Source organism: Xenorhabdus siamensis (genome assembly GCF_037996745.1).
In the GTDB taxonomy this organism is placed as follows: domain Bacteria; phylum Pseudomonadota; class Gammaproteobacteria; order Enterobacterales; family Enterobacteriaceae; genus Xenorhabdus; species Xenorhabdus indica.
The window spans coordinates 44027-69462 of record NZ_JBBMXE010000020.1 but is presented as its reverse complement, the minus strand read 5'-3'; the positions used below and the strand labels follow the sequence as shown (position 1 = coordinate 69462).

19 protein-coding genes are annotated in these 25436 nt (G+C 43.2%); 9 read left to right on the top strand and 10 right to left on the bottom strand.

Annotation, left to right across the window (positions count from 1 at the left end):
• Positions 1–86 precede the first annotated feature (86 nt).
• From AAC852_RS18470 to AAC852_RS18445, 6 genes are all read right to left on the bottom strand, one after another.
• Positions 87–434, bottom strand: coding sequence for a hypothetical protein (locus AAC852_RS18470; RefSeq protein WP_340622247.1), 348 nt, complete (start codon positions 432–434; stop codon positions 87–89).
• A 240-nt stretch (positions 435–674) separates the two neighbouring features.
• Positions 675–1253 (bottom strand): TerD family protein, encoded by a 579-nt coding sequence (locus AAC852_RS18465; RefSeq protein ID WP_340622246.1) that lies wholly within the window; start codon positions 1251–1253, stop codon positions 675–677.
• Between the two features lie 97 nt (positions 1254–1350).
• A complete protein-coding gene (locus AAC852_RS18460; RefSeq protein ID WP_340622245.1) occupies positions 1351–2409 on the bottom strand; it encodes a TerC/Alx family metal homeostasis membrane protein in 1059 nt (352 codons plus the stop codon).
• A gap of 27 nt (positions 2410–2436) precedes the next feature.
• The gene (locus tag AAC852_RS18455; RefSeq protein WP_340622244.1) at positions 2437–2892 is read right to left on the bottom strand and encodes a tellurite resistance TerB family protein; all 456 of its coding nucleotides are present in this window, start codon (positions 2890–2892) and stop codon (positions 2437–2439) included.
• A 61-nt stretch (positions 2893–2953) separates the two neighbouring features.
• Positions 2954–4102: a TerD family protein gene (locus AAC852_RS18450; protein ID WP_340622243.1), complete on the bottom strand. Its 1149-nt coding sequence runs from the start codon at positions 4100–4102 to the stop codon at positions 2954–2956.
• Complete coding sequence (locus tag AAC852_RS18445) at positions 4102–4689, bottom strand: TerD family protein (protein WP_340622242.1); 588 nt, start codon at positions 4687–4689, stop codon at positions 4102–4104. Before AAC852_RS18445 ends, AAC852_RS18450 begins: the two co-directional genes overlap by 1 nt.
• Positions 4690–5178: 489 nt before the next feature.
• Here AAC852_RS18445 and AAC852_RS18440 point away from each other — a divergent pair, with 489 nt between their 5' ends.
• The 4 genes from AAC852_RS18440 to AAC852_RS18425 all read left to right on the top strand — a co-directional run bounded on the left by AAC852_RS18440 (position 5179) and on the right by AAC852_RS18425 (position 9022).
• Positions 5179–6348: a phosphoribosyltransferase domain-containing protein gene (locus AAC852_RS18440; RefSeq protein WP_340622241.1), complete on the top strand. Its 1170-nt coding sequence runs from the start codon at positions 5179–5181 to the stop codon at positions 6346–6348.
• A gap of 36 nt (positions 6349–6384) precedes the next feature.
• A complete protein-coding gene (locus AAC852_RS18435; protein WP_340622240.1) occupies positions 6385–7464 on the top strand; it encodes a cysteine protease StiP family protein in 1080 nt (359 codons plus the stop codon).
• Positions 7465–7477: 13 nt separating this feature from the next.
• Positions 7478–8428, top strand: coding sequence for an HpcH/HpaI aldolase/citrate lyase family protein (locus tag AAC852_RS18430; RefSeq protein WP_340622239.1), 951 nt, complete (start codon positions 7478–7480; stop codon positions 8426–8428).
• A 90-nt stretch (positions 8429–8518) separates the two neighbouring features.
• Positions 8519–9022: a tellurium resistance protein TerW gene (locus AAC852_RS18425; RefSeq protein ID WP_340622238.1), complete on the top strand. Its 504-nt coding sequence runs from the start codon at positions 8519–8521 to the stop codon at positions 9020–9022.
• A 46-nt stretch (positions 9023–9068) separates the two neighbouring features.
• Here the strand turns inward: AAC852_RS18425 and AAC852_RS18420 are convergent, their stop codons facing one another.
• On the bottom strand, positions 9069–9563 hold the full coding sequence (locus AAC852_RS18420) for a TIGR00645 family protein (RefSeq protein ID WP_047678335.1): 495 nt from the start codon (positions 9561–9563) through the stop codon (positions 9069–9071).
• A 379-nt stretch (positions 9564–9942) separates the two neighbouring features.
• Here AAC852_RS18420 and AAC852_RS18415 point away from each other — a divergent pair, with 379 nt between their 5' ends.
• Positions 9943–13140: an autotransporter domain-containing protein gene (locus AAC852_RS18415; RefSeq protein ID WP_340622237.1), complete on the top strand. Its 3198-nt coding sequence runs from the start codon at positions 9943–9945 to the stop codon at positions 13138–13140.
• Positions 13141–13245: 105 nt separating this feature from the next.
• Here AAC852_RS18415 and AAC852_RS18410 read toward each other — a convergent pair whose 3' ends face one another.
• Positions 13246–16971: an AAA family ATPase gene (locus tag AAC852_RS18410; RefSeq protein ID WP_340622236.1), complete on the bottom strand. Its 3726-nt coding sequence runs from the start codon at positions 16969–16971 to the stop codon at positions 13246–13248.
• Between the two features lie 55 nt (positions 16972–17026).
• The gene (gene sbcD, locus AAC852_RS18405) at positions 17027–18310 is read right to left on the bottom strand and encodes an exonuclease subunit SbcD (RefSeq protein WP_340622235.1); all 1284 of its coding nucleotides are present in this window, start codon (positions 18308–18310) and stop codon (positions 17027–17029) included.
• A gap of 300 nt (positions 18311–18610) precedes the next feature.
• Between sbcD and phoB the strand changes: the two genes are divergently transcribed.
• The 3 genes from phoB to brnQ (AAC852_RS18390) all read left to right on the top strand — a co-directional run bounded on the left by phoB (position 18611) and on the right by brnQ (AAC852_RS18390) (position 22536).
• Positions 18611–19300 (top strand): phosphate regulon transcriptional regulator PhoB, encoded by a 690-nt coding sequence (gene phoB, locus AAC852_RS18400; protein ID WP_340622234.1) that lies wholly within the window; start codon positions 18611–18613, stop codon positions 19298–19300.
• Positions 19301–19507: 207 nt separating this feature from the next.
• On the top strand, positions 19508–20827 hold the full coding sequence (phoR, locus tag AAC852_RS18395) for a phosphate regulon sensor histidine kinase PhoR (protein ID WP_340622233.1): 1320 nt from the start codon (positions 19508–19510) through the stop codon (positions 20825–20827).
• Between the two features lie 374 nt (positions 20828–21201).
• Entirely contained in the window at positions 21202–22536 is a 1335-nt protein-coding gene (brnQ, locus tag AAC852_RS18390; protein WP_340622232.1) for a branched-chain amino acid transport system II carrier protein, read from the top strand.
• Positions 22537–22566: 30 nt separating this feature from the next.
• Here the strand turns inward: brnQ (AAC852_RS18390) and AAC852_RS18385 are convergent, their stop codons facing one another.
• Positions 22567–23451, bottom strand: a complete 885-nt coding sequence (locus AAC852_RS18385) for an IS982 family transposase (RefSeq protein ID WP_340619422.1) — start codon at positions 23449–23451, stop codon at positions 22567–22569.
• A gap of 620 nt (positions 23452–24071) precedes the next feature.
• Here AAC852_RS18385 and brnQ (AAC852_RS18380) point away from each other — a divergent pair.
• On the top strand, positions 24072–25412 hold the full coding sequence (gene brnQ / locus AAC852_RS18380; RefSeq protein ID WP_340622231.1) for a branched-chain amino acid transport system II carrier protein: 1341 nt from the start codon (positions 24072–24074) through the stop codon (positions 25410–25412).
• The last annotated feature ends 24 nt before the right edge of the window (positions 25413–25436 follow it).

Genomic DNA, 25436 nt, shown 5'->3' with positions numbered 1-25436 from the left:
GATTAAACAGTCAACCGGAAAAGAATGGATAATCTTTCCGGTTGATATCTCCAAGAGATTTTTGACAAAAGACGGCGAGCTGTTGCTCAGGCTAACAGTTCTGCTAATTTGGGCTTAAGAATAATTTTTCCAGATGTTATTTCAATATTAATTGGCTGTTCTATCAATTGACTGTCAGTTAGCCAATCACCTGCAATATAGAGTTCACCGTTTTCTCGAATATTGTCTATTCCTTGCTCTGGTTTGTTTTCAATTTCATTGATCAGGCTGGCAAGATCAGTCTGAGGAGTAAGTAGAGAGATGATTATCCCATCTGAATATTGATAGATATGGAATAATGAATCAGCAATAAATCCAGCCTCGTTGAGAGCGCTACCATGCAGAATTAATTCAGGGATATCATTATCATGGCGAAATAAAACATGAAGACTCATTTGACGTTCCTTGTGTTATTTGGATATGTGGAGATACTTTAGCAGTACTTTATGTTCTGAGAAAATCATGTTGTGAGAAAACGTTAACCCCGTTTGATAAGTTAAAACCCTGCCAATATTATCAGACAGGGTTTTTAAGTACGGTGTGATTTAATCACGATATGGTAATTAATTCACGATATTAATGGCTTTATATTGAAGCTCGTTACCTGAAAGTCCTTAGATTGAGATCGGCTAGGATCAGGCTGCGTTAATGCCATACTGAGCGCAAACAGAAGCCAAACCGCCAGCATAACCCTGACCAACTGCACGGAATTTCCATTCGCCATTGTGGCGATACAGTTCACCGAACAGCATAGCCGTTTCAGTAGAAGCATCTTCTGTCAGATCATAGCGAGCAACTTCAACTTGCGTATCATCATTAGCCAGACGAATGAAAGCCCCTGAAACTTGACCGAAGCTCTGACGGCGTGTTTGCGCATCATGGATAGTGACAACAAAGACGATCTTGTCTACGTCAGCAGGGATCTGGTCCAGTTTGATTTTCAGTGTTTCATCATCACCATCCCCTTCACCAGTACGGTTGTCGCCAGTGTGCATAATAGAGCCATCAGCAGATTTCAGGTTGTTGTAGAAAATGAAATCGGAATCACTGCGTACTTTGCCGTTTGCTGCCAGCAAGAATGCGGAAGCATCAAGGTCAAAATCTTGTCCGTCAGTCGCGCGGGCATCCCAGCCGAGACCGATCAGAACATTTTTCATAGTTGGAGCTTCTTTGCTCAGAGAAACGTTACCACCTTTAGAAAGAGATACACCCATTATTATTTCCTCACTGATTAAATAGTTATTTATTCCCGTCGTCTTTCAAGTTGCAGCTTTGTTGGCTGTAGCTTGGAATCCATAGGGTATACAGGATTCAGCTTGCTTTTTCTTTCTGGGGAAACAGAAGGCTGGCTATAATACCAGCAGCCAGAACCCCAAGCACCACAAACAGGCTGGTTGTTGCCGAAATGGAATAACCGTGGTGGAACATATGTTCAGATGCGTTAAGCCCTAATTTAATAGCAATAAAGAACAGCAACACAATCACGGCTTTTTCCAAGTGCACCAGATACTTTTTCAATGCTTCCAGTACAAAGTAGAGTGTACGCAGGCCTAAGATAGCAAACATCATGGCACTGTAAACGATTAAAGGCTCGCGGCTGACCGCGATAATCGCAGGTACAGAGTCAAAAGCGAACATGACATCGGACAGTTCAACAACGGCCAGGCACAGCAGTAGTGGAGTGGCATAAAATGCTGCTTTGCCAGCACGACCTGTTTTTTCTCGATCCGTTTTTTCTTGATCAATAGCTACATCTGCGTTTTCCGGTTTGGCCAGTTCCGTATTGACTTCTTTATGGCTGAGTATGAAGGCATGACCACGCAATTTCGGCCAGATTGGGAAGAAGCGCTTCACCAAACGGTAGGCAAGATGCTGTGAGTAGTCTTCAATTTCATCATCATTGTCACCACTTTTCAGCATCATCACTGCCGTCCAACCGACCACAACAGCAAAGACCATTTCAACCCAGGGCCCTAGCATCAGCAGGCTTGTCCCGATAGCTACAAAAATACCACGGAAGATAATGGCCCCGATAATGCCCCAGTAAAGAACACGGTGGCGATAACGATCCGGGATCGCAAACCAAGAGAAAATTGCCATGATGACAAATAGGTTATCGACAGAAAGTACTTTTTCCAGCGCATAGCCGGTAATGAACAGACTTGCTACTTCAGCACCGTGATGGACAAATAAGAAGCCCGCGAAAACAAAAGCAATGGCGACCCAGAAAACAGACCAGAGTGCGGCACTGCGCAACGAAATTGGCTTGTCATGACGATGCATGAAGAGGTCGATAAAGAGCGCACCAACCGACAGAAGGATAAATACAGCAACGGTTTCCATCGGAAAACCAATGTGCGTGGATACCATGAAGTAAGCCTCTTAAATTAACTGCGATTACAGTTCAAAATCTGCTGGAGCAAAGCCTAAGGATGTGCATATTTCCCTGGCAGCATTTTTTTCATCGTTATCAAAGTCACCATCACTCTTGGCAACGGCAATACCGACGCGTAAAGCAAGTTGTGCCGCCTCCGGCTGCTGTTTCAACGCCATAATGTATTTCATGGCTTCACCTTTGCCGATATCAGCATCAAATTCATAGCTACTGACCAGCTTATTGAAGAATTCGATAATTTCAGTGGTATCGAACACTTTTAGTTCGGGGGAGTTTTTGATAAATCCCACCATTTTTTGTTTCTCTTCAGAGCTGACACCATTGCTTGCCATCGCAACGTGTGCGCATACCGCTACAGTACCTTCCATGAATTTTCTGTTTTTGAAACGGCCAACTTGATTGGTTAATTCTTCGCGACCAGCATTGAAAGCTGACTTAATTTTATTTAAAAAGGACATAAATCCCTCCAATTATGTAATAACTGATTGATATAACAGCGCCTATATCACAGCATGAGTCTTATTTACTGCCTGATGTCCAGCGAAAACCCCATCCGAAGGCTCTGTCCATTTCTTTGTGCCCACTGAAGTATTGGTTGATGCGTTCTACTTTGATGGCACCATTTTCATTAACAAGACGGGCAACGGCACACATATTTTTGCGGTTGTGGCCTTCCGTCAGACGCGTTTCGATCGGAGGTTGCCCATTGACATAAATTGTGACAATACCGTCAGTGCTGTTCCAGTTAGGTACACCTTCGTAGATAAAGGCGTAGATCAGAACTTCACTGATGTTTTTCCATTCAAGGCCATTGATGTGGAGCCATTCACCGTCTTTGACATTACCCGTACGATCATCCCCTTGTAGCTGTACGTAGGGATCGTGATGGTAAGCGCCAAAGCTCTCTCCTAATGCTTGTATAACTTCACGTGTACCATTACGGAGCCGGACGAATGCACCGAGATCCAGATCCACGCCTTTGTTGGTGTTAAAGATGTTCTGGAACATTCCCCGATTAGCAGGAGCAGCGCTCTGATTCCAGTTCAGATTGATGCGTATCTCTCCGTAGTTATCACGTTTATTCAGGCTGATAGCTGGTTTTTCTTTGGTAAGAGAAACCTTACTCAGATTAACGCTGTTAGGAGCAGGCGTCGGTGTTGATGTTGGCGCCTCATCAATAATATCGACACCAAAATGCTCAGCTAAGGGCTTGAGACCGCCATTAAATCCTTGAGCAATAAAGCGGAATTTCCACTCGCTGTTGCGGCGATAAAGTTCCCCCAGAATCAAGGCGGCTTCTGAACGACCGTGAACTTCAACATGTCCTTGTAAGATCACGCTTCCGTTCAGTTCTACCTGAATAGCGAGATTGTGCAGGTTGGAGATGGTCTGATTGTCGTCGCAAGTCGCAGTAAATGCCACTTTCTGAACCTCTTGCCGCAGAGCTGGCAGGTTAACAGAAAACGCAGTATCGGTATTACCGCCGGACAGACGAATGGTGTTATCGTCATTATTGGGCTGACCATAAAACACCATGTCCGGATCCCCCTGAACTTTCCCGTTAGCATAAAGACGGAAAGCGGAGACATCGACTGATGATCCGGAAAGTACCCTTATGGTCAGTGCCTGGTTGGAAACGGGGGCATTTCCTCCCGGAGTCAGGTTCATTAGCGCACCACCGTTGCAACGATTTGTGGAAACATATCTTCGATGGTACGCCCACGGCAAGCAACACCATGTGCGGTAAAATCCCACTGACCACTGTTACGGCACAGAGAAGAGATAATAATGCCAGTATGAGCGCCTTGTTCGTTTAACTGATAGCGCGCCAGCTCTTTACCGTTTTGATCAACAACGCGGCAGAAAGCGTTTTCAACATCATTAAAGGTTTGGCCTCGAAAGCTATTAACGGTAAAGGCAAGATATTCAACATCGGCAGGCAGCTTGATCAAATCGACGCTGATGACTTCATCATCTCCGTCACCTTCACCAGTCAGGTTATCGCCGCTGTGTTTGACAGAACCACATTCTGAATTCAGTTGACCAAACCAGACAACATCAATGGTATTACCGGATTTATCAAGCAGGATACAGCTTGCATCCAGATCGATTTCATTATTGTCTCCGCTGAATAAGCGTGACAAGAAACCTTTTTTGGGAGCTATAGGATCCCATCCCAGACCAAAGTCAATTTTATCCAGTGAAGTGCTCTGTTTGCTGAGAGAGACTGACTGATTTTTACTTAATGAAACCATTAATAACACCTCTTATTTATCGGTGAATTGCTTTTATCGGTGAATTGTTTTTATCGTAAATCATTATCAATGAATTGCGATAATTTCACTTATGGAAAAAATCATAATATGACCAGATATATGGTTAAAATCTTGTCATATTATGATCCCCACAAATTGCATACTTCCATTAAATGCATGATAGAGAACAACCTGGTTTCGCTTTTTATGATTTCTTGTCCGTGATAAAAAGTCAAACAAAATTTGATCATAAAAAATCATATTATGATTGACATAAACAGAATCTCGGTTCTAGACTGCGATGCATATTTCGCCGAATTTAGACCGGAAAACGAATGTATCCATTGTGACTAACGGCAATTTAGCAATAGGCATTTTTTGAGTAACAAGATTGAGTTTATGAAAGGGAAATTTGTTTTATGAAAGCATCGCAACTGTTACCGCACCATTTCTTGAAATGGCTGAAATTTTTTTAAAAGGCTTCTCTGTATGACAGCATGTAATCATCTTCAGTGTTACCCATCTCAGGTTGATAACAGCCAGTTCTATAAGAAACAGTTAAATAGTGGAACTTTGACTGTCATGGCTGAACGTGGGGTAACGTCTTTGGAAACATTGTTTGATATTGCTGAACGCCGTAATCCTAAAAGAGCATTCTTATTTGTCAGCAAAGTATTAGGCCGCCATATTCCCGTCAGCCCATCTATTATGCGGGCTGTTTATCGACAGTTGTCAGAACAGTTTCCGATTAATTTGCCTGGCCCTGTGCTCTATATCGGTATGGCAGAAACGGCGGTCGGATTGGCCGCCGGCGTTTTTCAGGAGACGCGGCAAAAAGTGGCTTCTCCGGTGTTTCTGACATCAACACGCCATCCGGTAGAAGGTGATTTGTTGTGTGAATTTAAAGAGGATCATAGCCATGCAACAGATCATCTGATTTACTGGCCGAAAGAAAATCATCTGCGTCAACGGGTAAGCAGTGCCCGTACCCTTGTTCTGATCGATGATGAAGCGACTACCGGTAATACCTTTCTTAATCTGTTCGAGGCTTTGTGTCATGCCGGGCTGGATCAAATAGAACATATCATCACAGTGACACTGACGGACTGGAGTGGTCAAAGCATCATAAGACGCTGTCCGCTTCCTGTCTCTACTGTTTCTTTGATTGAGGGAAATTGGCAGTGGGAGGCAGATAGTTCTGCCCCTGTTCCTGTCATGCCTCAAGTCAATATCACAGCACGGGGAAAGGTCGATATTATTGGTATTCAAAACTGGGGACGTCTGGGATTGGATAATATTCAGTATGATCTTGGTACTGACATTCAGGCCAAAGCTGGTGAGAAGGTGCTGGTACTTGGTTCCAGCGAGTTTGTCTGGCAACCATTTTTGCTGGCGGAACGGCTTGAACAGGCAGGTGCATCTGTGAAGTTTGGCTCGACAACCCGTTCTCCTATCTCCTGCGGGCATGCAATTCAGTCTGTTATGGCATTTACAGATAATTACGGATTAGGGATACCAAATTTCCTCTATAACGTTGCACACCAACAGTTCGATCGTATACTGCTTTGCCTTGAAACACCGAAAACCTCGGTTGATCCAATGTTAATCGCGCAATTATCTCTTGTCGCTCCTTCTGTAGAAATTGTAACTTATGATTAAACCAGTTTTTAATACAACGACCGGAACTAAAAATAAATGAATGGCTTTGCTCCTTTTTCTGGGTCATATGCTGCCAATGATATTCAATTTTTGCTAGAACCTGTTCAGATTGAAATGACCCTGGTTGAGGTTAAAGAGCAGTTAATTCAATCTGGTGCTCGTCATTATTCCGATATGTTGAGTCAGGAACCAGAGCCAACCTCTTATCATTTGGATTTGTTCGATAAAGCGTTGCAACTGGGAGCCGCCAGACTGGCGACGGAAGTTGTAATGCTTGCCAAGTCTCTGATATTACGTTTTGGTGATACACCGATTGTGCTGGCGAGTTTGGTCAGGGCGGGAGTGCCTTTAGGCGTCATGCTGCATCAGGCTTTGCGGAAGATGGGAAAACGCTCTTACCACTATGGGATCAGTATCATACGGGATCGTGGTATTGACAATGTAGCACTGTCATTTATAGAACAGCAGCATGGCACGGAAGGGTTGGTGTTTGTAGATGGCTGGACAGGCAAGGGCGCAATCATGGCAGAATTATCCCGCTCGCTGGTGGGACGAGCTGGCTATTCGGCGATTCCCCGTTTGGTGGTGCTGGCTGATCCTTGTGGATGTTCATGGCTGGCAGCTTGTGATGATGATTGGTTAATTCCTTTCGGCATCATGGGGGCCCCTGTATCTGGGCTGATATCGCGTTCAATTTGGCGTGAAGAAGGGTTGCACGGTTGTGTGAAATGTGGTCATCTGAGTGAGTTTGAATGCAGCAGGTTGTTAGTTGATACTGTCGCGGAATACCGTGATCGCTTAGATTTAGCGACCGTACCAGCAGCGGATTGGCAACCGCAGGAAAAAATGGCTTTGCTGCAATTGAGTAAGACCGTAATTTCAACTCTTGCTGACATCTATAAGATCGATAGTATTAACCGTATCAAACCCGGAATTGCAGAAGCAACCCGCGCGGTCTTGCGGCGTGTACCGGAACAGGTACTTGTCCGATCACTGCATGATCCTGATATCGCTTTGCTGGTTTATTTAGCGCAGCAGAAAAATGTTGCTATTACAGAAGTGGGCGATCTAATAGGCCAATATCGCGCGGTAACGATTATAAAAAAAGTAGCATGAAAAAGGTAGTCTGATGAAATCGATCCCTTCCGCAAATCAGCTTGGTGCAACGTTGTATATGCCAGCGACCCGCCAGAACATTACTGAAATTGTGCTGCACAATAAAGTTATAGGGCTGCGTTCTCTGGTGATCTGTCTGGAGGATTCAGTCACTGAACAGGATATCCCCCATGCTATCGAAAATCTCGTGTTTGTATTACAGGCACTGGCAGAGTCAAAGAACGCTGTTGCCGATATTAAACATCATCCTCTGATTTTTATCCGTCCACGCAATGAATCAATGGGACGATATTTGGTCGATACTGTTAATCTTAGCGCTGTCGCTGGCTTGGTTTTGCCTAAATTTACGCAGGTGTCATTATCTGAGTGGTGGGAGATTATCGCTGCAACCCATCTTGGGATCATGCCGACATTGGAAACTGAAGATGTTTTTGATGTGCAACAAATGAATCAGCTCGCCGATAAGCTTAAATCTCACCCTTGTTATGAGCGTATTATTGCTTTACGTATTGGTGGTAACGATCTGATGAACCTGATTTCTATGCGGCGCTCGCGTAACCTTACTTTATATGATGGCCCGATGGGGTATGTGATCAAAATGCTGGTCGCTGTTTTTGGCTCGCGGGGTTTTTATTTAACTGCACCAGTTTGTGAGCATATTGATAATCTGGAGTTGCTTGAGAAAGAGCTGGCACTGGACATAGCTCATGGCCTTGTTGGGAAAACGGCTATTCATCCGGGGCAAATAGAACATATTCATCGGGCCTTGATGGTAAATACTCGTGATTACGATGATGCTTTACAGATCCTCAATTCAAATCAGGCGGTATTCAAATTCCAGGGGGCAATGTGTGAACCTGCTACGCACTGGCGTTGGGCGGTGAATATTCTGGAAAGGGCGAAATATCACGGCCTCTGTTCGGGAGCTGGTGGAGAAAACTATGGAACTTTTAACCTGTTTTAATATTGATTTACCAAAACGAAAAGCTATGCTGGATGTTGTGTTTATAGTTGATATTAGGAATTAGTATTCCTGACCTGGTAATTGAAAACGATGTTACTTAGCCCCAAACAACTTAGAAATTTCAAATTAACTTTGCTGCTTTCGCATGAAAAGCCTGTCAGTAAGGTGAAGGTGATCGAGGCACTCAGTTGTTCTGAACCGACACTGACTCGCACCTTAAGAGAATTGAAGGATCACTATTGTGCTGACATCCGGTTTAGCAAAATGGGAAACACTTACCAATTAGTTGATAAGGGGATGTTAACCAGGAAAGAAGTTCGCAGAATTGAAGAACTGCTTGCTCAGCATAACAACTTTAAATCTAAGGAAGCGACCAGCCATGTATACCTTGATAAGGAGAAAAAAAGATCGATTTCTCTGTCGTTGAGGATGTCTGTTATCAGAAAAATAGATGGGCTGTCCAACAGGCTCGGTGCGACCAGAAGTGAAACGGTTGAAATGGTTGTGGACAGGTTTATTGAGGAGTTACAGAAAGAAACAGCCCGTAACCATTCATCACGAAAAAAAGGAGTTTCCCGTAATGCCAGCAAATGATATCAGGCTGGCATCAGGGGAGAGACATGCTGAATAGAGTTCCTTGTTAATGATGGTGGCGTGTAAGTTTATCCAGATATCCCATCACAAATGCTGATATAACAAAAGTGAGGTGGATAATGACATACCACATCAATTTATTATCTGGAACATTGCGGGCATCCATAAAGACACGCAGTAAATGAATTGATGAGATGGCAACAATAGAAGCTGCAACCTTATTTTTGAGTGACGTCGCGTCCATTTTTCCCAACCAATTCAACTTTTCCTTGTTTTCCTCAATATCCAGTGTGGAAACAAAGTTTTCGTAGCCGGAAAACATAACCATTACCAACAACCCACCAACCAGTGCCATGTCAATCAGAGAAAGTAGGGTCAGGATAAGTTCTGATTCAGCAACCGAAAAGATATGTGGCAGGATATGAATAATTTCCTGAAAGAATTTTATAGCCAGAGCAAACAGGGCCAGTGATAAACCAAAATAAACTGGTGCAAGTAACCAGCGAGAGGCATACATAGCGTTTTCTATAAATCGTTCCATGGTGTTTTAAATATGTTGCAAAAGGAGCAATATTATAGATCAAGATTGTGTGAGCTATGAAATATATCTCATTGTTTGCTCCTCCTTTATTGAGAATTATCTCTGCCAGTAGCGGGAGATCTCCTTCCTCCTTTAGAAAAAAACTTCTCCATTATAAATGTTATTCGTTGGTACACCCTATTAAATAAAGTTACACAAATGAATATTAATTGTTAATTAATTGTGCAATTCTGCGTGTGTCATTATTGATTCATGTGGGATTTATTGGCAGAGAAAAATATCGCAGCGTTATTTTCGTCAATCCCTTTGAGTTCGTTACAGAGTTTTTTTGCGGTATGGCAATGATATTTTGGCAAATCAACAATGGACAGTGATTGAAATGAATAAGCGAAAGACAGGTCTATTTAAGAATACCCCATCCGAAATTAATCTATTCAAAACTAATTTATTCAGAACGAAACCATGTGCACTTTACTATGCCGTAGCTTGTTGTCTTGCGGCTGGCAGCGTCGGAGCATATGCGGAAAATTATATTGAAACTGGCAAGTTGGGCGATCCTGCCAGTTGGCACTCTGGTGAATTCCTTGCAGAGTGGGGGCTTGGTGCGATTCACGCAGATGAAGCATATGCAAAAGGTTATACTGGCAAAGGGATCAAACTAGGAATATTTGATCAGGTTGTTTACGCTAAGCATCCTGAGTTTGTGGGAAAAGATAAGGTGATCAATCTTTACACCTTCGGAATACGTGAGTATACCGATCCCTATATTGCGGTGAAGAAAGGTGATCCCTTCTCTTACGACGGTACACCAAGCCGACAACTGGGAGGCAAATTAGGAAATCACGGTACTCATGTTGCTGGTATTGCTGCCGGTAGCCGTGATGGCGGGAAAATGCATGGTGTGGCCTATAATGCCCAGATCATTAGTGCTGAAAATGGCGATCCCGGCCCTGAGGACGGCATTATTTTAGGTAACGACGGCGGTGTATATCAAGCTGGCTGGGATGCACTGATAGCAAGTGGCGCCCGTATTATCAATAACAGTTGGGGCATTGGTATTGATAAAAAGTTTGAAGATGCGGGGAGGGATCCCAGAGGACCACATTTCCATCTGGAACATGCCCAGAAACAGTTCGATCAAATCAAACCAATATTAGGAACAAAACCGGGTGGTGCGTATCAGGGCGCAATTGATGCCGGGCGTAGTGGCATTGTGACCATTTTTGCTGCGGGTAACAGTGGTAACTATAATGAACCGGACGCTATAGCGGGTTTGGCCTGGTTTGTACCAGATATTGCACCAAACTGGTTGACGGTTGCCAGTGTGCAGAAGGATGCTAATAGCAGCAATAAAATTCCCTACAGTATCAGTAGATTTTCATCCCGCTGTGGTTATACCGCCAGTTTGTGTGTCAGTGCGCCTGGTAGTTACATATATAGCTCAGTGATAAATGGAACAAGTGTGGATACGCTAAAAACCGATTACGAAAAATTCAGTGGCACTTCAATGGCAGCCCCTCATGCTGCCGGTAGTATTGCTATTCTGATGGAGCGTTTCCCGTATATGAATGGTGCTCAGGTTTCTTCTGTGCTCCGTACTACTGCTACTGATATGGGCAAGCCAGGCATTGATGAGATTTACGGTTGGGGAATGATTAACCTCGGTAAAGCGATAAATGGCCCTGGCATGTTTTATACGGCAGAGGATATTCCAACGACTTTTCGTATTCCTGATCCAGAGGGTGTTATTTATGGGGATGGACAGTTTATCGTTGATATTCCCGGTGTTGGTGCTGTTCTCGACAAAGGCAAACCGACCGAACGTGTTTGTGAAGGCAGACAGTGTGAATCTGATATCTGGAGTAATGATATCAGTGGCCACGGTGGGTTAATCAAACAGGGTAGTGGTGCGTTATTTCTCACTGGCAAGAATACTTATTCTGGCCCGACATTAGTTAAACAGGGATTATTGGGGATCAGCGATTCACTGGCTTCCTCAGTTCTGGTAAAAGATAACGGTGTATTCAGTGGCTATGGCACTATCGGTTCCCTTGCGGTTCAGCGTGGAGGAACGGTCAGTCCAGGTTATTCTATTGGTAAACTCAATGTTTCCCGTGAAGTTACCTTTGAGTCTGGCTCCCGTTATTCTATTGAAATCACATCTGATGGACGCAATGACAGCATCCATGCAGGGGATAAGGTACAAATCAACGGCGGTAAGGTAGAAATCGCTCTTCTGAACAGTAATAACCTTCTTTCCCGCGATAATCTTGCTGACGATAAAGCGCATAACCTGACAGGTCGGCAGTATAATATTCTCAGCACAGAAAAAGATGTCAGCGGGCGTTTTGATAAAGTTGATTCTAACTATCTATTTTTGAACACTAATTTGTCATATCAACCCAGTAAAGTGACGCTCAATATAGTACGTAATAATACCGCTTTTGCCGATGTAGCACTGACGCAGAATGAACGTTCTGTGGCTGGTGCTGTTGATTCCCTCGGTGCTGGTAATCCGGTTTACGAGAGTATTTTGCCTTCTACTTCTGCTGATCAGGTTCGTCCTGCTTTCAAACAACTTGATGGACAGATCCATGCGGACATAACTTCTGCTCTGGTGAATGAAAGCCGTTACTTGCGTGATACCCTGAATGCCCGATTGAGGCAGGCTGAAGGTCATTCGTTATCATCCGGTATTTATGTGGAGAATAATAACGTAGATAGTAATCATGCAGATGGTAATCACGGAGAGAATAAGGGAGCCTGGGTTCGTTTGCTTGGGGCATGGAGCCATGGCTCCGGTACGCTTAATGCTACTGGCTATCAGTCCTCCACTTATGGAGTACTACTCGGAACTGACGGTTCGATTGATAATTATAGTCATTTTGGTATCGCTACTGGTTATACCCGTACCTCTCTTGATGGTGGCTACCATACCAGTGCCGACAGTAATAATTATCACATCGCTCTTTATGGTGATCGTCGCTTTGGTGATCTGACACTGCGTACCGGAGGTGGATACACCTGGCATCGCATTGATACCAATCGTCCTGTCAACTATGGCTATCAGCACGATCGCGGGGAAGCAAAATATGGTGGTCGGACGGCACAGTTATTTGTTGAAGCTGCGTACAATCTGCCTATAGCTCCGGTAAATCTGGAACCGTTTATGAATCTTTCTTATGTTGGTTTCCGTAATAATGGTATTAACGAAAATGGTGGCCCCGTAGCGCTTCAGGCCGATAAACAACATACAGAAGCAACGCTTTCCACACTGGGATTACGTGCTAACCATGATTGGCAGACCAAGTGGGGAGCTACTGTTGCCCTGCATGGTGAGTTAGGTTGGCAACACCAGTATGGTGAGCGTGAACGCGCGGTGAGTTCAGCGTTTCGTGGAAGTAACAAAACGTTTGTTACCCACAGTGTTCCGGTTTCGCGTGATGGCCTTGTCTTGAAGGCAAATGCTGAAATGACAGCAGGCAAACATGTGTCCTTTACGCTAGGTTATAGTGGATTGTTATCTTCCGCTCATCAGGACAATAGTGTTAATGCCGGTTTTGTCTGGCGGTTCTGACGATGGGTGTATAACTAATATTCAGAACAATTATCAATATTGCACCGTAAAATCCGTCTCTGGACGGGTTTTACGGCAGGCAAATTCCCTTATGGTCTTGTTATATCAACTCCTGTTATGGCAATGAACACGGAATTCTGGCGATAACTTACTGACCCCTAATCCATTCATTTTTTCTACTTTGATCTGCACAGGGATACGCTCTTTCATCGCTTCAACATGGCTGATAACACCGATGGTTTTTCCTGTTGCATTCAGGTGATCGAGTGCATCCAGAGCGATATCAAGGGTTTCTGAATCCAGAGTACCAAAGCCTTCATCAAGGAACAGGGATTCTATCTGAGTTTTGTTGCTGACCAGATCAGACAGAGCCAATGCCAGTGCCAGACTGACGAGGAAACTTTCACCACCTGAGAGGGTTTTGGTATCTCGAATTGCATCGGCTTGCCAGGTATCGACAATCTGTAACTCCAATCCACCATCATCTTTGCTTTGTCGTTTACGCTGTAAATAGTAGCGGCCGTGTAATTTTTCTAACCGAATATTGGCCAGATAGACTAAATGATCCAATGTTAGCCCTTGAGCAAAACGCCGGAACTTGGCACCATCAGCGGAGCCGAGTAAGTTATTGAGATAACTCCAGTCGTCGTAATTTTGTTGTGAAAGGGCAATTTGTGTCAGTAGTTCCTGTTGCTGATGCCGACGATTAGTATCGCTGTTGAGCCGGTTTTTTACTGCGCCTTGTAGCTGATTATTTTGTTTCAGTTCATCGGCGATATTAGCCAAGAGTTCGGTTACTTGTGACGGTTCGTATTGTTCCAGCAGTAACGGTGATTTTTCTCTATGCCGTTGTAATATAACTTCTGATTCATGATATCGTGTTTTAGCTTGCAGGCTCTGTTTGGTAAGTTGTTCTTGTAATTGTTGCAGAGCTTCTCGCTGTTCAGGCTTCAGTAAAGCTTGCGCAAAAGCAGCTTGATTAGAAAAACCTTGTTGTTGCAACCCTTGCTGGAAAGCGTTGGATGTTAATTTACACTCGGTTTCGGCAGTGTGACAGCTTCGTTCAATTTCACTGGCTGCACCCGTTAATTGATTCATTTTGTCCTGTAACTGCTGCAAAGCTGTCGTCGCTTGTTTATAGGCGGTATCCAATTTATTCGTCTTTTGCTGTAATTCCTGACGGGCGGCACTGATGGATTGTTCACCAAATAATTGATAACGCTCTTGTTGTGTTTTTTGCAATAACAGTTTTTGCTGTTGTTGCTGTTCACTCAATGCTTGCAGTTTATCGGTCAGTTTATCTTTTTGCTTTTTCAGTTCGTCAAGTTTACTTTGCAGGGCTGCCTGTTCCCGTTGTAATTGTTGCCACTTTTCTCGCGAAGTGTGATAGTTTTTTAATTCGTTATCACGTAGCTGTAGCCAATTCTCAGCCTCCGGCGGTTCCGGTAATACAAATGGCGTATCATGTAATTCGAAGGTTAGCTGTTCTGTTGTGGCTGTGTATTCTGCTTCTGTCTGGCGCAGTTCATCTGTATTTTCCGTTAATTGTTTCTGATAAGTATCTTGTTTGACCCTTTCCAGCGCGATTTCTTGCTCGTACGATTTGTACTGTTCACGATGATTCGATAGTGATTTTTCCGCAGCCTGATACTGTTTTTCAGCTTGTAATAGTGCTTCGTACTGTTTCTGGTGTTGTAGATAAGCCGCTTTCCGTTGATCAATAAAATGACCTATATCCCCTGTTTCTGCTGATAATTCATCTACTGTAAATTCAGAGGATTGTAGCTGTTGATAATGGTACTGCCATTGTTTAATTATCTCTGCCAGTTGAGATGTGAGGTGTGCAATGGATTGCTGTAATTGTTCACTTCGCTCTCGCTGAAGCTGCTGTTTTTGCTGTAAAGCAGAGCGTTCTCCTTGTAGCTGTTCTATTTTCTGGCTCAGAACTTTCAAGCGCTCTTCTGATTTTGGCAGGGTGATATTTTGGTATTCGGTGATCAAAGGGTGATGTGTTGCCCCACAAAGCGGACAGGCTTCGCCTTCCTTCAATTGGTTGCGTTCTTGTTCCAGGCTGATGATCCGCTGTTCCAGGCGAATACGTTCAGCCAAATCCTGATGATGTTGCTGTGCTTCTGTTAATTGCAGTTCAAGAGCGGTTATCTGAGTGGGTAAAGGTTCCAGTAATGCCTGAGTTTGTGCGAGTTGTGTCTGATTATCTGAAATCGTTGCCTGTAATTGCTGGATCTGGGACTGCAAAATCTCCAGTTGGTTTTGTGAACTGAGTTGTGATTGGTAATCTGATAACTGTTTTTGTAATTGTTCCAATGGGTGAATTGCTTGCAAGCTACTCAGTTCTTTTTCGGCAAGGATCAGTTCATCCTGTAATGGCTGGTTTTGTGCAGCTTGTTGTACCAGCGTCGTATTTAAGGCATTCAGATGCTCATTCGTACAGGTTAGCTCAGTGGTAATTTGCTGGTTTTTTTGTCTGAGTCTGGTTATCTGAATTTGTTTTTCTTTCTGGCGAGAAAAGAGCTGTTTCCATTCAGGTAGTTTACTCTCCAGCTTACGAAAATAAGCGTGTTCTTCATAGTATGTTTCCAGCGTTTTTTGTTCTTTATTCAGTGTGATGTACTGAGTTTCCGTCACTTGATATTGAGACAATATTTCTGTCAGTTCACGATTATATGCAGTAACCTCTTTCTCTTGAGTGAGCAAATCTTTCGATTGAATTTCAATCTTATGATCGAGTGGCACAATGTGCTCAGCAATCAGTTTTTCCTGTCGCATATGATGCTGTATATGCTCTTTTTGGGCATTTTCCAGTTCAACCTGCTTTTGCTGGGCTGGTTGTAATAAAGAACATTGTTGTTCAATCTTATGTGCTATTTTTCTGTGTTGCTCATCCAGCCGCTGCTTTTCATTAAAAGCCCGATTTTGAGCATCCCACAATGGGCGAAGTTTTTCGGCAGGTTCACTGGCAGCCAGTTGTTGTAATTGGGGGTAGGCATCTTGCATAGCCTGCTCCGCCTGTTGAAAAAGTAATTTGTTATTAGTTAATGCTTGCTCTAATTCATGTTGTCGTACGAGCCAATGTTCAGTTGTCTGTAAGTCTTTAAGTTGTTGGTTGAGATGAGTTTCTGCAGCGATAAGCTGGTGTTGCTGATTTTGGTATTCTTCGATCTGTGCCGGCGTTAATAACTCAATTGAAGAAGCCTTTGCTTGTTGGATAGTTAATTCAGATTGGGCTTCTTTGTGGCGTTGATAAATTTCCTGCGACAGGATGCCGTAAATTTCTGTACCAGTTAGTTCTTCCAGTAAATCGGCACGGTCTTTATCATCTGCATTTAAGAATGCAGCAAAATCACCTTGTGACAGGAGGATAGATTTAGTAAAGCGGTCGAAATCAAGACCCGTTATTTCAGCAATTTTCTCTTTTTTATCCGGTATCTTGTCAGCTAGAATCTTGCCTGTTTTTTTGTCTGCTAATTCTCCTTTCGGGGGCTGGAGTTTGCCGTCAGCTTGATTGCGGGCACGACGCTGGCTCCAGAAGGCACGATAAGCAACCCCTTTAACTTCGAACTCAACTTCTGACAAGCATTCGGCTGTATGGCGGGTCATTAATTCATTCTGATTGGCTGAAATGGTGTTGAGCCGCGGGGTTTCGTGATATAAGGCGAGGCAGATAGCATCCAATAGGGTAGTTTTTCCTGCACCTGTCGGACCAGTAATAGCAAATAATCCGTTGCTGGCAAAAGGCTCTGCTGTGAAATCAATTTTCCATTCACCCTGTAGGGAATTAATATTTTTTAGCCGTAAGCTAAGAATTTTCATACTATTGCATCCTACTATTTTTTCTGAGCCATTGTTTTTGAGCGATTGTTTTGAACTATTGTTTTGAACTATTGTTTTGAGTTCTAGTTTCCGAGCTATAGTTTTTGCATTGCTGTTCCTGAGTATATTGCTGAGCAATATCGTCCAGTGTTTGCCTGAACAGGGTTATCAGGCGTTGTTTCTGCGGTTGATCGTCAATTTCAGCTAATGCCAGCCGTCTTTCGAAAACTTCGTATACACTCAATTCGGTAAGTGTCTCTTTGTTTTTTTCCGACAGTAAGATTTGCCGTGTGGTTTTACTACGCCGTAGCAGGATAATTTCGACAGGCAGATCGACAACCATAGACTGAATGCGTTTCTGAATATCATGCAGATAATCTTGAGTTGCAACTTCAATATCCAGCCAAACAGGACGTTCTCCCTGATAGTCACTGAAAGTTTGTAATTGTTCCTCTATTTGCTGCAAATTCCCCCGAATTAATTGCATGGGCTGATAAGCAGGAATGGGTAACAGGGTGACTCCATTGAACTTGCCCTTCTTAAATTCAACCAAACAGACGCTTTTCTCTTGACCGACTTCATCGAAACTTAAGGGGATGGGTGAGCCGCTGTAACGAATATGTTCAGCCTGATTGATCAGTTGTGGGCGATGAATATGCCCCAGAGCAATATAGTCAGCAGGAGGAAAGGCCTGAGCGGGGAAGGCATCCAGTGTGCCAATATAAATCTCCCGGACAGAATCCGAGGTAGAAGCCCCTACAGTGGTCAGATGCCCGGTTGCGATAATAGGCAGAGGGTGACCGAGTTGTTCCCGTAATAGACGAGCCTGCTGATAGAGCTGATGATAGTGTTCCGTGATAGCATCTTGTAGTGCCTGCTGTTTCTGGATGGCTGATTGCCCCGCTTGACTTATCATGATATCCCGTGGGCGCAGATAAGGAATGGCACAGAGAATGGCGCCAGGTTGACCATTTTTGTTATTCAGTAACTTAATTTGTTGCTGGATATCAGTTTCTGCACAAGCAATGACGGTGGTATTCAGGTAAGAAAATAAGGTCTTTGATTCATTGAGTGTGGCGACGGAATCATGATTTCCACCAAGAATAACGAGCTGACAGCCAGTGGGTTGTAAGTCCACGACAAACCTGTTGTATAGCTCACGGGCATAACTGGGTGGAGAGCCCGTATCAAAAACATCTCCGGCAATAATCAGGGCATCAACTTGATATTCATTTATTTGCCCAATAAGCCACTGTAAGAAGTGCTGATGCTCTGCAGCACGATTTTTGGTAAAGAAATATTGCCCAAGATGCCAGTCTGACGTATGAATGATTCGCATGTTTTTTTACTCTGTTCTTCTTACTTTTCTTGTTTTGCTGTTTCAGCTTTCCGCTTATCCGTCCGGCTATTAATTATAATGAGTGCTCAAAGGATGTCGTGTGTCATTACGATTTCATTCGCAGGTTTTCGAGCAGCTTCGCAATCACAATGAAATATGGCAGCTATGTAATAAATTCCCTGCAATGTTGATTACAGTTTTATGATGAAGACAGAAGGAATTCATAAAACTGTAATAAAATTGACTCACAATGAATTACTGTGAGTTTTGCTGACGTCAATAATATTGGCAGGATTAACCATGGTTAGACGTATTTTGGTTGTTGAAGATGAAACCCCTATTCGTGAAATGGTGTGTTTTGTGCTGGAGCAGAATGGGTATGAACCTGTTGAAGCAGAAGATTATGATACAGCTATCGGGCGTCTGTCGGAGCCTTACCCTGATTTAGTGTTATTGGACTGGATGCTGCCTGGTGGCTCAGGAATACAAGTTATTAAACAAATGAAGCGCAGCAATAATACCAAAGATATTCCTGTCATCATGGTGACTGCAAGGGGGGAAGAAGAAGATCGGGTTCGTGGGCTTGATGTTGGCGCAGACGATTACATCACTAAGCCATTTTCTCCGAAGGAATTGATTGCTCGTGTTAAAGCTGTGCTGCGTCGTATATCTCCCATGGCAGAGGAAGATATTATCAATATGGACGGGTTAATGTTGGATTCCGTATCTCACCGAGTTTCTAGTCAGGGGCAGGATGTGGATATGGGGCCAACAGAATTCAAACTGCTCCACTTTTTCATGACACATCCTGAACGTGTTTATAGCCGTGAACAGTTACTCAACTATGTATGGGGAGCGAATGTTTATGTGGAAGATCGTACTGTTGATGTGCATATCCGTCGATTACGTAAGGCGCTTGAAACCGGTGGACACGATAAAATGGTACAAACTGTTCGTGGTACAGGTTATCGTTTCTCCACCCGTTATTAATCTGTCTGGTTTTTATCGCTTGGATTTTTGTGGATAGATTTTGTGTGGATAGATCTTATGTGGATAGGTTTTATGTGGATAGGTTTTATGTGGGCAGATTTGTTGAATATCACTTAGTGAACAAAATCAGATGAAAAAAATCAGGTAAAAATCTAAGTAAACCAAATGATTATGATAAGCATTTAATTTCATGCTGGAGAGAGTCACGTGCTGGAGCGGTTATCCTGGAAGCAGTTAGTACTGGGGCTGTTTGTTTTTTGTCTGCCTGCGATTATTTTATCTTTCTTTATTGGTCGTCTGGCGTGGTTGCTGGTGGTTGCATTATTGCTGGCTCTGGTATGGCATGGTTACAACTTGCTGAAATTATCAGACTGGCTCTGGCTGGATCGCAGTATGTTGCCTCCATCAGGTCGTGGAGGGTGGGAACCCATATTTTACGGCATTTATCAGTTGCAGCAACGTAACCGTAAGCGTCGTCGCGAGTTGGCATTACTGATAAAACGGTTCCGTAGCGGGGCAGAATCATTACCGGATGCACTGGTGATGATGACAGTGGAAGGTAATATTTTCTGGTGTAATCGCTTAGCTCAACATTTATTGGGGTTCCGTTGGCCTGAAGATAATAGGCAGCCTATTTTTAATTTGCTTCGCTATCCTGATTTCAGTCGCTATATGACTGCGGGCGATTTTACTTACCCTCTTTCCATCGAATTAAATAATAGTCATCTGGTGGAATTTCAGTTAATGCCATATGCAGAAGGGCTACTATTGATGATTGCCCGTGATATTACACAAAAGCGGCGATTGGAAAATTTCCGACGCGATTTTTTTGCCAATGCCAGTCATGAGTTGAGAACACCATTAACAGTACTGCAAGGTTATCTGGAAATGATGCAGGATCAGGAGCTGAGTAGAGAAACAAACCAGAAAGCGATCAGGATAATGCAGGAACAGATCCGAAGAATGGATGGTCTGGTTACACAACTATTGCATCTCTCCCGAATTGAAATCGGATCGCAGGTGGATATGCATGATGTTGTTGATGTGCCTGCTATGTTGGCTTTATTGCAGCAGGAAGTGCTGACACTGGCAGATAATCGGTATGATATTGCGTTTGATATCGATGAAAAACTGCGGGTTTTCGGGAATGAAGAACAACTGAGAAGTGCAATGTCGAACCTCGTTTACAATGCGATAAACCACACAGTGGAAGGTACTCGTATTGTAGTTAGTTGGTCTAGATCCTCTCAGGGAGCACTGTTCAAAGTCGAAGATAATGGTCAAGGGATCAGCCAAGAGCATTTACCCCGCCTGACTGAGCGTTTTTATCGGGTTAATCGTGCTCGTTCACGACAAACAGGTGGAAGTGGGTTGGGGTTGGCGATCGTGAAACATGCTTTGCATCATTACAATACACATCTCGATATTTCAAGCACTGTAGGGCAAGGCTCAACATTTAGTTTCTTGTTGCCTCAGCCGCTTATTGTCTCTGATATAGGTAAACTGATTAAAAAATCAAAAGGTTAATGCAATTTAATGGTAATAACACGGGCAAAAAAATGATTTATTAATCAATGTGAATAAAAAAAGTGCAAATCATATAGTGTGTATTCAATGATAGATGATAATAATCACTAGTTTTAAAAATTAGTTTGAGATATTACTCTGCTTTTTGGTTTGTTGCTTGCCTTTTAGCGCTATAAAAGTTTTACTTGGGGGCAGTTGTTGGCGATTCTGGCTGTTCTTACCACTACCATTCTGTGTCTTGCGAGTATCAAGGAATATGATACTTATCACTGACTGTTAAACCAGGATCCTGTTTCGCCAGTGAAAATTCAAGTATTTGCAATAGTTACTATTGCATATGCAATTCTTTCAGTAACAATAAGTTAACAATCACTATGACATACCGTTTATCATCTAAGGATATTTGGGCATTAGGCTTTATGACTTTTGCTCTGTTCGTTGGTGCGGGAAATATCATTTTTCCACCTATGGTTGGCTTGCAGGCAGGGGAGCATGTTTGGGTCGCTGCCGCTGGCTTTTTGCTTACTGCTGTAGGTCTACCTGTCATTACCGTTATTGCTTTGGCGAAAGTAGGGGGCGGGATTGAAGCACTGAGTTCCCCTATCGGTAGAACTGCGGGTTTAATACTAGCGACTGTCTGTTATCTGGCTGTTGGCCCGTTGTTTGCAACACCGAGAACTGCGACCGTTTCTTTTGAAGTAGGTATCGCTCCGTTAGTAGGTTCCGGAGAACTTCCGCTTTTCATTTACAGCATAATCTATTTTTTATTGGTGGTTCTGGTTTCACTTTATCCGGGCAAATTACTGGATAGCGTTGGACATGTGTTGGCACCCATCAAAATACTGGCATTGGTAATTCTGGGCGTTGCAGCCGTGTTATGGCCAGCGGGCCATTCTATTCCTGCTATTGAGACTTATCAGGAAATTCCGTTTTCAAATGGTTTTGTGAATGGATATTTAACTATGGATACACTGGGCGCAATGGTATTCGGTATTGTTATCGTTAATGCTGCGCGTTCCAGAGGGGTGGAATCTTCTTCATTGCTGACCCGCTATACCATGTGGGCTGGTTTGATCGCAGGGCTTTGTCTGGCTCTGGTTTACCTTTCTTTGTTCAAATTGGGGGAAGGTAGCGGCATATTAGTACCAAAAGCTGACAATGGTGCGACTATCCTGCATGCTTATGTTCAGAGTGTTTTTGGTAACTATGGAAGCTTTTTCCTTGCGGTATTGATCTTCATAGCCTGTATGGTAACCGCAATAGGCTTAACCTGCGCTTGTGCTGAGTTCTTCAGCCGTTATCTGCCGCTCTCCTATCGCACACTGGTTTTGAGCCTGGGGTTGTTTTCCATGCTGGTTTCCAATTTGGGTTTGAGCCATCTGATTACATTTTCAATTCCAGTGCTCACAGCAATTTATCCGCCTTGTATTGTACTGATATTATTGAGTTTTACGATCCGTTGTTGGCATAACTTCACCCGTATTCTGGCTCCCGCTATGCTGGTCAGCTTGGTGTTTGGGGTTTTGGATGCCATTAAATCATCTGGGTATTTATCACACTTACTGCCTAAATGGGCAACTCATCTGCCGTTGGCAAATCAAGGGCTGGCATGGTTAATACCGACTCTGTTGTCAGTGGTAGTATTTGCTATTTATGATCGCATTGCGGGAGAAAGCAAACTTCCAAAGCATGAAATCCAGCGGGGATAATGTTGATATACTAATTAACCCCAATTCCGCTTAAGCTATTACTGAAATATCTTCTTCTGAGTAGAAAATTTTCAGTGATGGCTTTTTCTCTTTAAGGCAGTAAGCAATCAATCCCGTTAAAATGGTTAACAAAAAACCGGTTATACTTCGGTGACGAGAATGTTCTAATTGAGAGCCGTTTTTTAATTGTCCATTAATCGTTTCAATGATAAAACGCTTTTTAAGCATAACCTTATCCCACTCAGCCAGTGCAAGCGCTTTCATGTTGCGGCGCTTTTTCGTGATAAAGGTGATATCCGTTTTAGCTAAATCATCCGCCAATTCCTGACTCAGATATCCTTTGTCGCCGTAAAGAGAACCCGTGAGATCTTTTGATAATTCGCGTACAGGCTCCCTATCATCCACATTACCCGGGGTCACTTTAAGCGCTAAAATTTCGCCCAGATGGTTAATAATCAGGTGTAATTTGAACCCATAGAACCATCCCATTGAGGTTTTTCCGCGTTGCGCTATGCCCTGAAAGACCTTATGACGAGGAATACGGATGTTATGACAAACGCGCAAACTCGTGGAGTCGATAAAAGCAATGCCTGTCGGTTTTCCTTTTAATTGAGTCAGATAACTGGATAAGGGGACCAAAACGGACGGGGCAACGCTGATAAAACGGGTATAACTGAGCAAGGAGGGGAAGTCGCGGTGATGGTATTGCCAGATATGCTCCAAATAAAAGTTTTTAAAATCACGGTAATGCGACCGCTGAAAGAGGATTAAAATTGTCATGATTTCACTGGGATACATGCGGCCTTGTCTGCGGCGCAGGCGGTATCCGTTATCGAGACAAAACTGCGCCCACTGGGGGATGAAAAGACGACAAAAGTCGTCGACATCGCAGAAAATTTCAACTAACTTGTCCATGGCCTGTTCCTCCCCGGAGTCGTTTTAGGCTTTCACCAAAACTTTCAGAATTCAGGTTAATTATTAATTCTTCTGTAAGAAAATAATTCGGGCGGCATAAATCAATGCCGCTCTGATGCCTGTTGGCTCTGTCTTTCCTATAAAGTAATAACAATATCTATCAATAAATATAAAACTAAATTCCACTAGATATATCTAATAAATTTGTTGTTGATGAATTCAATAATTATTAGAAGATGCTTGGTTGGTAAATTCGGGGTTATTGATGAAAATGAATAAAAAATGCAAATCATATATTATGTATTCAATTATAGATAATAATAATCACTATTTTTAAAAACTAGTTTAGGATATTATTCTGCTTTTTGGTTTGCCACTTGTCTTTTGGCGATATAAAAGCTTTACTTATGGTCAGTTATTGGCGATTCTAGTTGTTACTATCATTTTGTATCTTACGGGTATCATTGAATATAAAACGCTCCCCACATTAAAGTAAGAATTTAGTCTCACCAATGAAAATTTCAGTAATTGCGATAGTTACTTTATTTACATGCGTAACTAAATATATAGCATTTACTATTTCATATTTAATATTTAACAATAATTTATTATCAAACACTATGGCACATCGTTTATCATCTAAAGATATTTTGGCATTAGGTTTTATGACCTTTGCCCTGTTTGTTGGAGCGGGGAATATTATTTTTCCGCCTATGGTTGGTTTGCAGGCGGGTGAGCATGTTTGGATTGCTGCTGCTGGTTTCTTGATTACTGCGGTAGGCCTACCAGTCATCACCGTTATTGCTCTGGCGAAAGCGGGGGGCGGAATTGAAACGCTGAGTTCTCCTATCGGTAAAATAGCGGGTTTAATACTGGCGACTGTTTGCTATCTGGCTGTTGGACCGCTGTTTGCAACACCAAGAACTGCAACTGTTTCTTTTGAAGTGGGTATTGCACCGCTGACAGGAGACGGTAAGCTTCCGCTTTTTATTTATAGCGCCATCTATTTCCTGCTGGTGATCCTCATTGCACTTTATCCGGGGAGATTACTGGATAATATCGGACGTATACTGGCACCTGTCAAAATGCTAGCGCTGGCTATCCTGGGTATTGCAACATTATTGTGGCCTGCTGGTAGCCCTATCCCTGCCTCTAATACTTATCAGGAAATCCCATTCTCAAATGGTTTTGTGAATGGATATTTGACTATGGATACACTGGGGGCAATGGTATTCGGTATTGTTATCGTTAATGCTGCGCGTTCCAGAGGAGTGGAATCCTCTGTATTGTTGACCCGTTACGCTATGTATGCGGGTTTGATTGCGGGGCTTTGTCTGACTCTGGTTTACCTCTCTTTGTTCAAATTGGGGGAGGCGAGTGGAACGTTAATACCAACAGCTCAAAACGGTGCCGAGATCCTGCATGTTTATGTTCAGAATACTTTTGGAAATTATGGGAGCTTCTTACTGGCGATATTGATTTTCCTTGCCTGTATAGGAACAGCAGTCGGTTTGACCTGTGCTTGTGCTGAGTTTTTCAGCCGTTATCTGCCGCTCTCTTATCGTACTCTAGTTTTAAGCCTGGGATTGTTCTCTATGCTGGTTTCTAATTTGGGTTTGAGCCATCTGATTGCGTTTTCAATTCCGGTGCTTACGGCAATTTATCCACCTTGTATTACACTGATATTGTTGAGTTTTACAAATCGTTGGTGGAATAACTTTACCCGTATTCTGGCTCCCGCTATGCTGGTTAGCCTGGTATTTGGGATCCTGGATGCGGTTAAAGCGTCTGAGTATCTGGTTCACTTATCGCCAACATGGGCAGAATATTTGCCATTGGCAGAGCAAGGGCTGGCATGGTTAATGCCGACTCTGGTGTCTGTCATGGTGTTTGCTATCTACGATCGCGTCGTAGGCTCAACAAAAATCCCAAAGCATGAAGTTCAGCAGGAGCAGCTTTGACAGTCGATAAAACTATAAATTGGT

Coding starts and splice junctions, on each gene's coding strand:
- AAC852_RS18445 (WP_340622242.1), bottom strand. CDS start 4,689: ATGGTTTCATTAAGTAAAAATCAGTCAGTCTCTCTCAGCAAACAGAGC.
- AAC852_RS18465 (WP_340622246.1), bottom strand. CDS start 1,253: ATGGGTGTATCTCTTTCTAAAGGTGGTAACGTTTCTCTGAGCAAAGAA.
- brnQ (WP_340622232.1), top strand. CDS start 21,202: ATGACATACCGTTTATCATCTAAGGATATTTGGGCATTAGGCTTTATG.
- AAC852_RS18440 (WP_340622241.1), top strand. CDS start 5,179: ATGACAGCATGTAATCATCTTCAGTGTTACCCATCTCAGGTTGATAAC.
- AAC852_RS18460 (WP_340622245.1), bottom strand. CDS start 2,409: ATGGTATCCACGCACATTGGTTTTCCGATGGAAACCGTTGCTGTATTT.
- AAC852_RS18410 (WP_340622236.1), bottom strand. CDS start 16,971: ATGAAAATTCTTAGCTTACGGCTAAAAAATATTAATTCCCTACAGGGT.
- sbcD (WP_340622235.1), bottom strand. CDS start 18,310: ATGCGAATCATTCATACGTCAGACTGGCATCTTGGGCAATATTTCTTT.
- brnQ (WP_340622231.1), top strand. CDS start 24,072: ATGGCACATCGTTTATCATCTAAAGATATTTTGGCATTAGGTTTTATG.
- phoB (WP_340622234.1), top strand. CDS start 18,611: ATGGTTAGACGTATTTTGGTTGTTGAAGATGAAACCCCTATTCGTGAA.
- AAC852_RS18435 (WP_340622240.1), top strand. CDS start 6,385: ATGAATGGCTTTGCTCCTTTTTCTGGGTCATATGCTGCCAATGATATT.
- AAC852_RS18430 (WP_340622239.1), top strand. CDS start 7,478: ATGAAATCGATCCCTTCCGCAAATCAGCTTGGTGCAACGTTGTATATG.
- AAC852_RS18455 (WP_340622244.1), bottom strand. CDS start 2,892: ATGTCCTTTTTAAATAAAATTAAGTCAGCTTTCAATGCTGGTCGCGAA.
- AAC852_RS18425 (WP_340622238.1), top strand. CDS start 8,519: ATGTTACTTAGCCCCAAACAACTTAGAAATTTCAAATTAACTTTGCTG.
- AAC852_RS18450 (WP_340622243.1), bottom strand. CDS start 4,102: ATGAACCTGACTCCGGGAGGAAATGCCCCCGTTTCCAACCAGGCACTG.
- AAC852_RS18420 (WP_047678335.1), bottom strand. CDS start 9,563: ATGGAACGATTTATAGAAAACGCTATGTATGCCTCTCGCTGGTTACTT.
- AAC852_RS18415 (WP_340622237.1), top strand. CDS start 9,943: ATGAATAAGCGAAAGACAGGTCTATTTAAGAATACCCCATCCGAAATT.
- AAC852_RS18470 (WP_340622247.1), bottom strand. CDS start 434: ATGAGTCTTCATGTTTTATTTCGCCATGATAATGATATCCCTGAATTA.
- AAC852_RS18385 (WP_340619422.1), bottom strand. CDS start 23,451: ATGGACAAGTTAGTTGAAATTTTCTGCGATGTCGACGACTTTTGTCGT.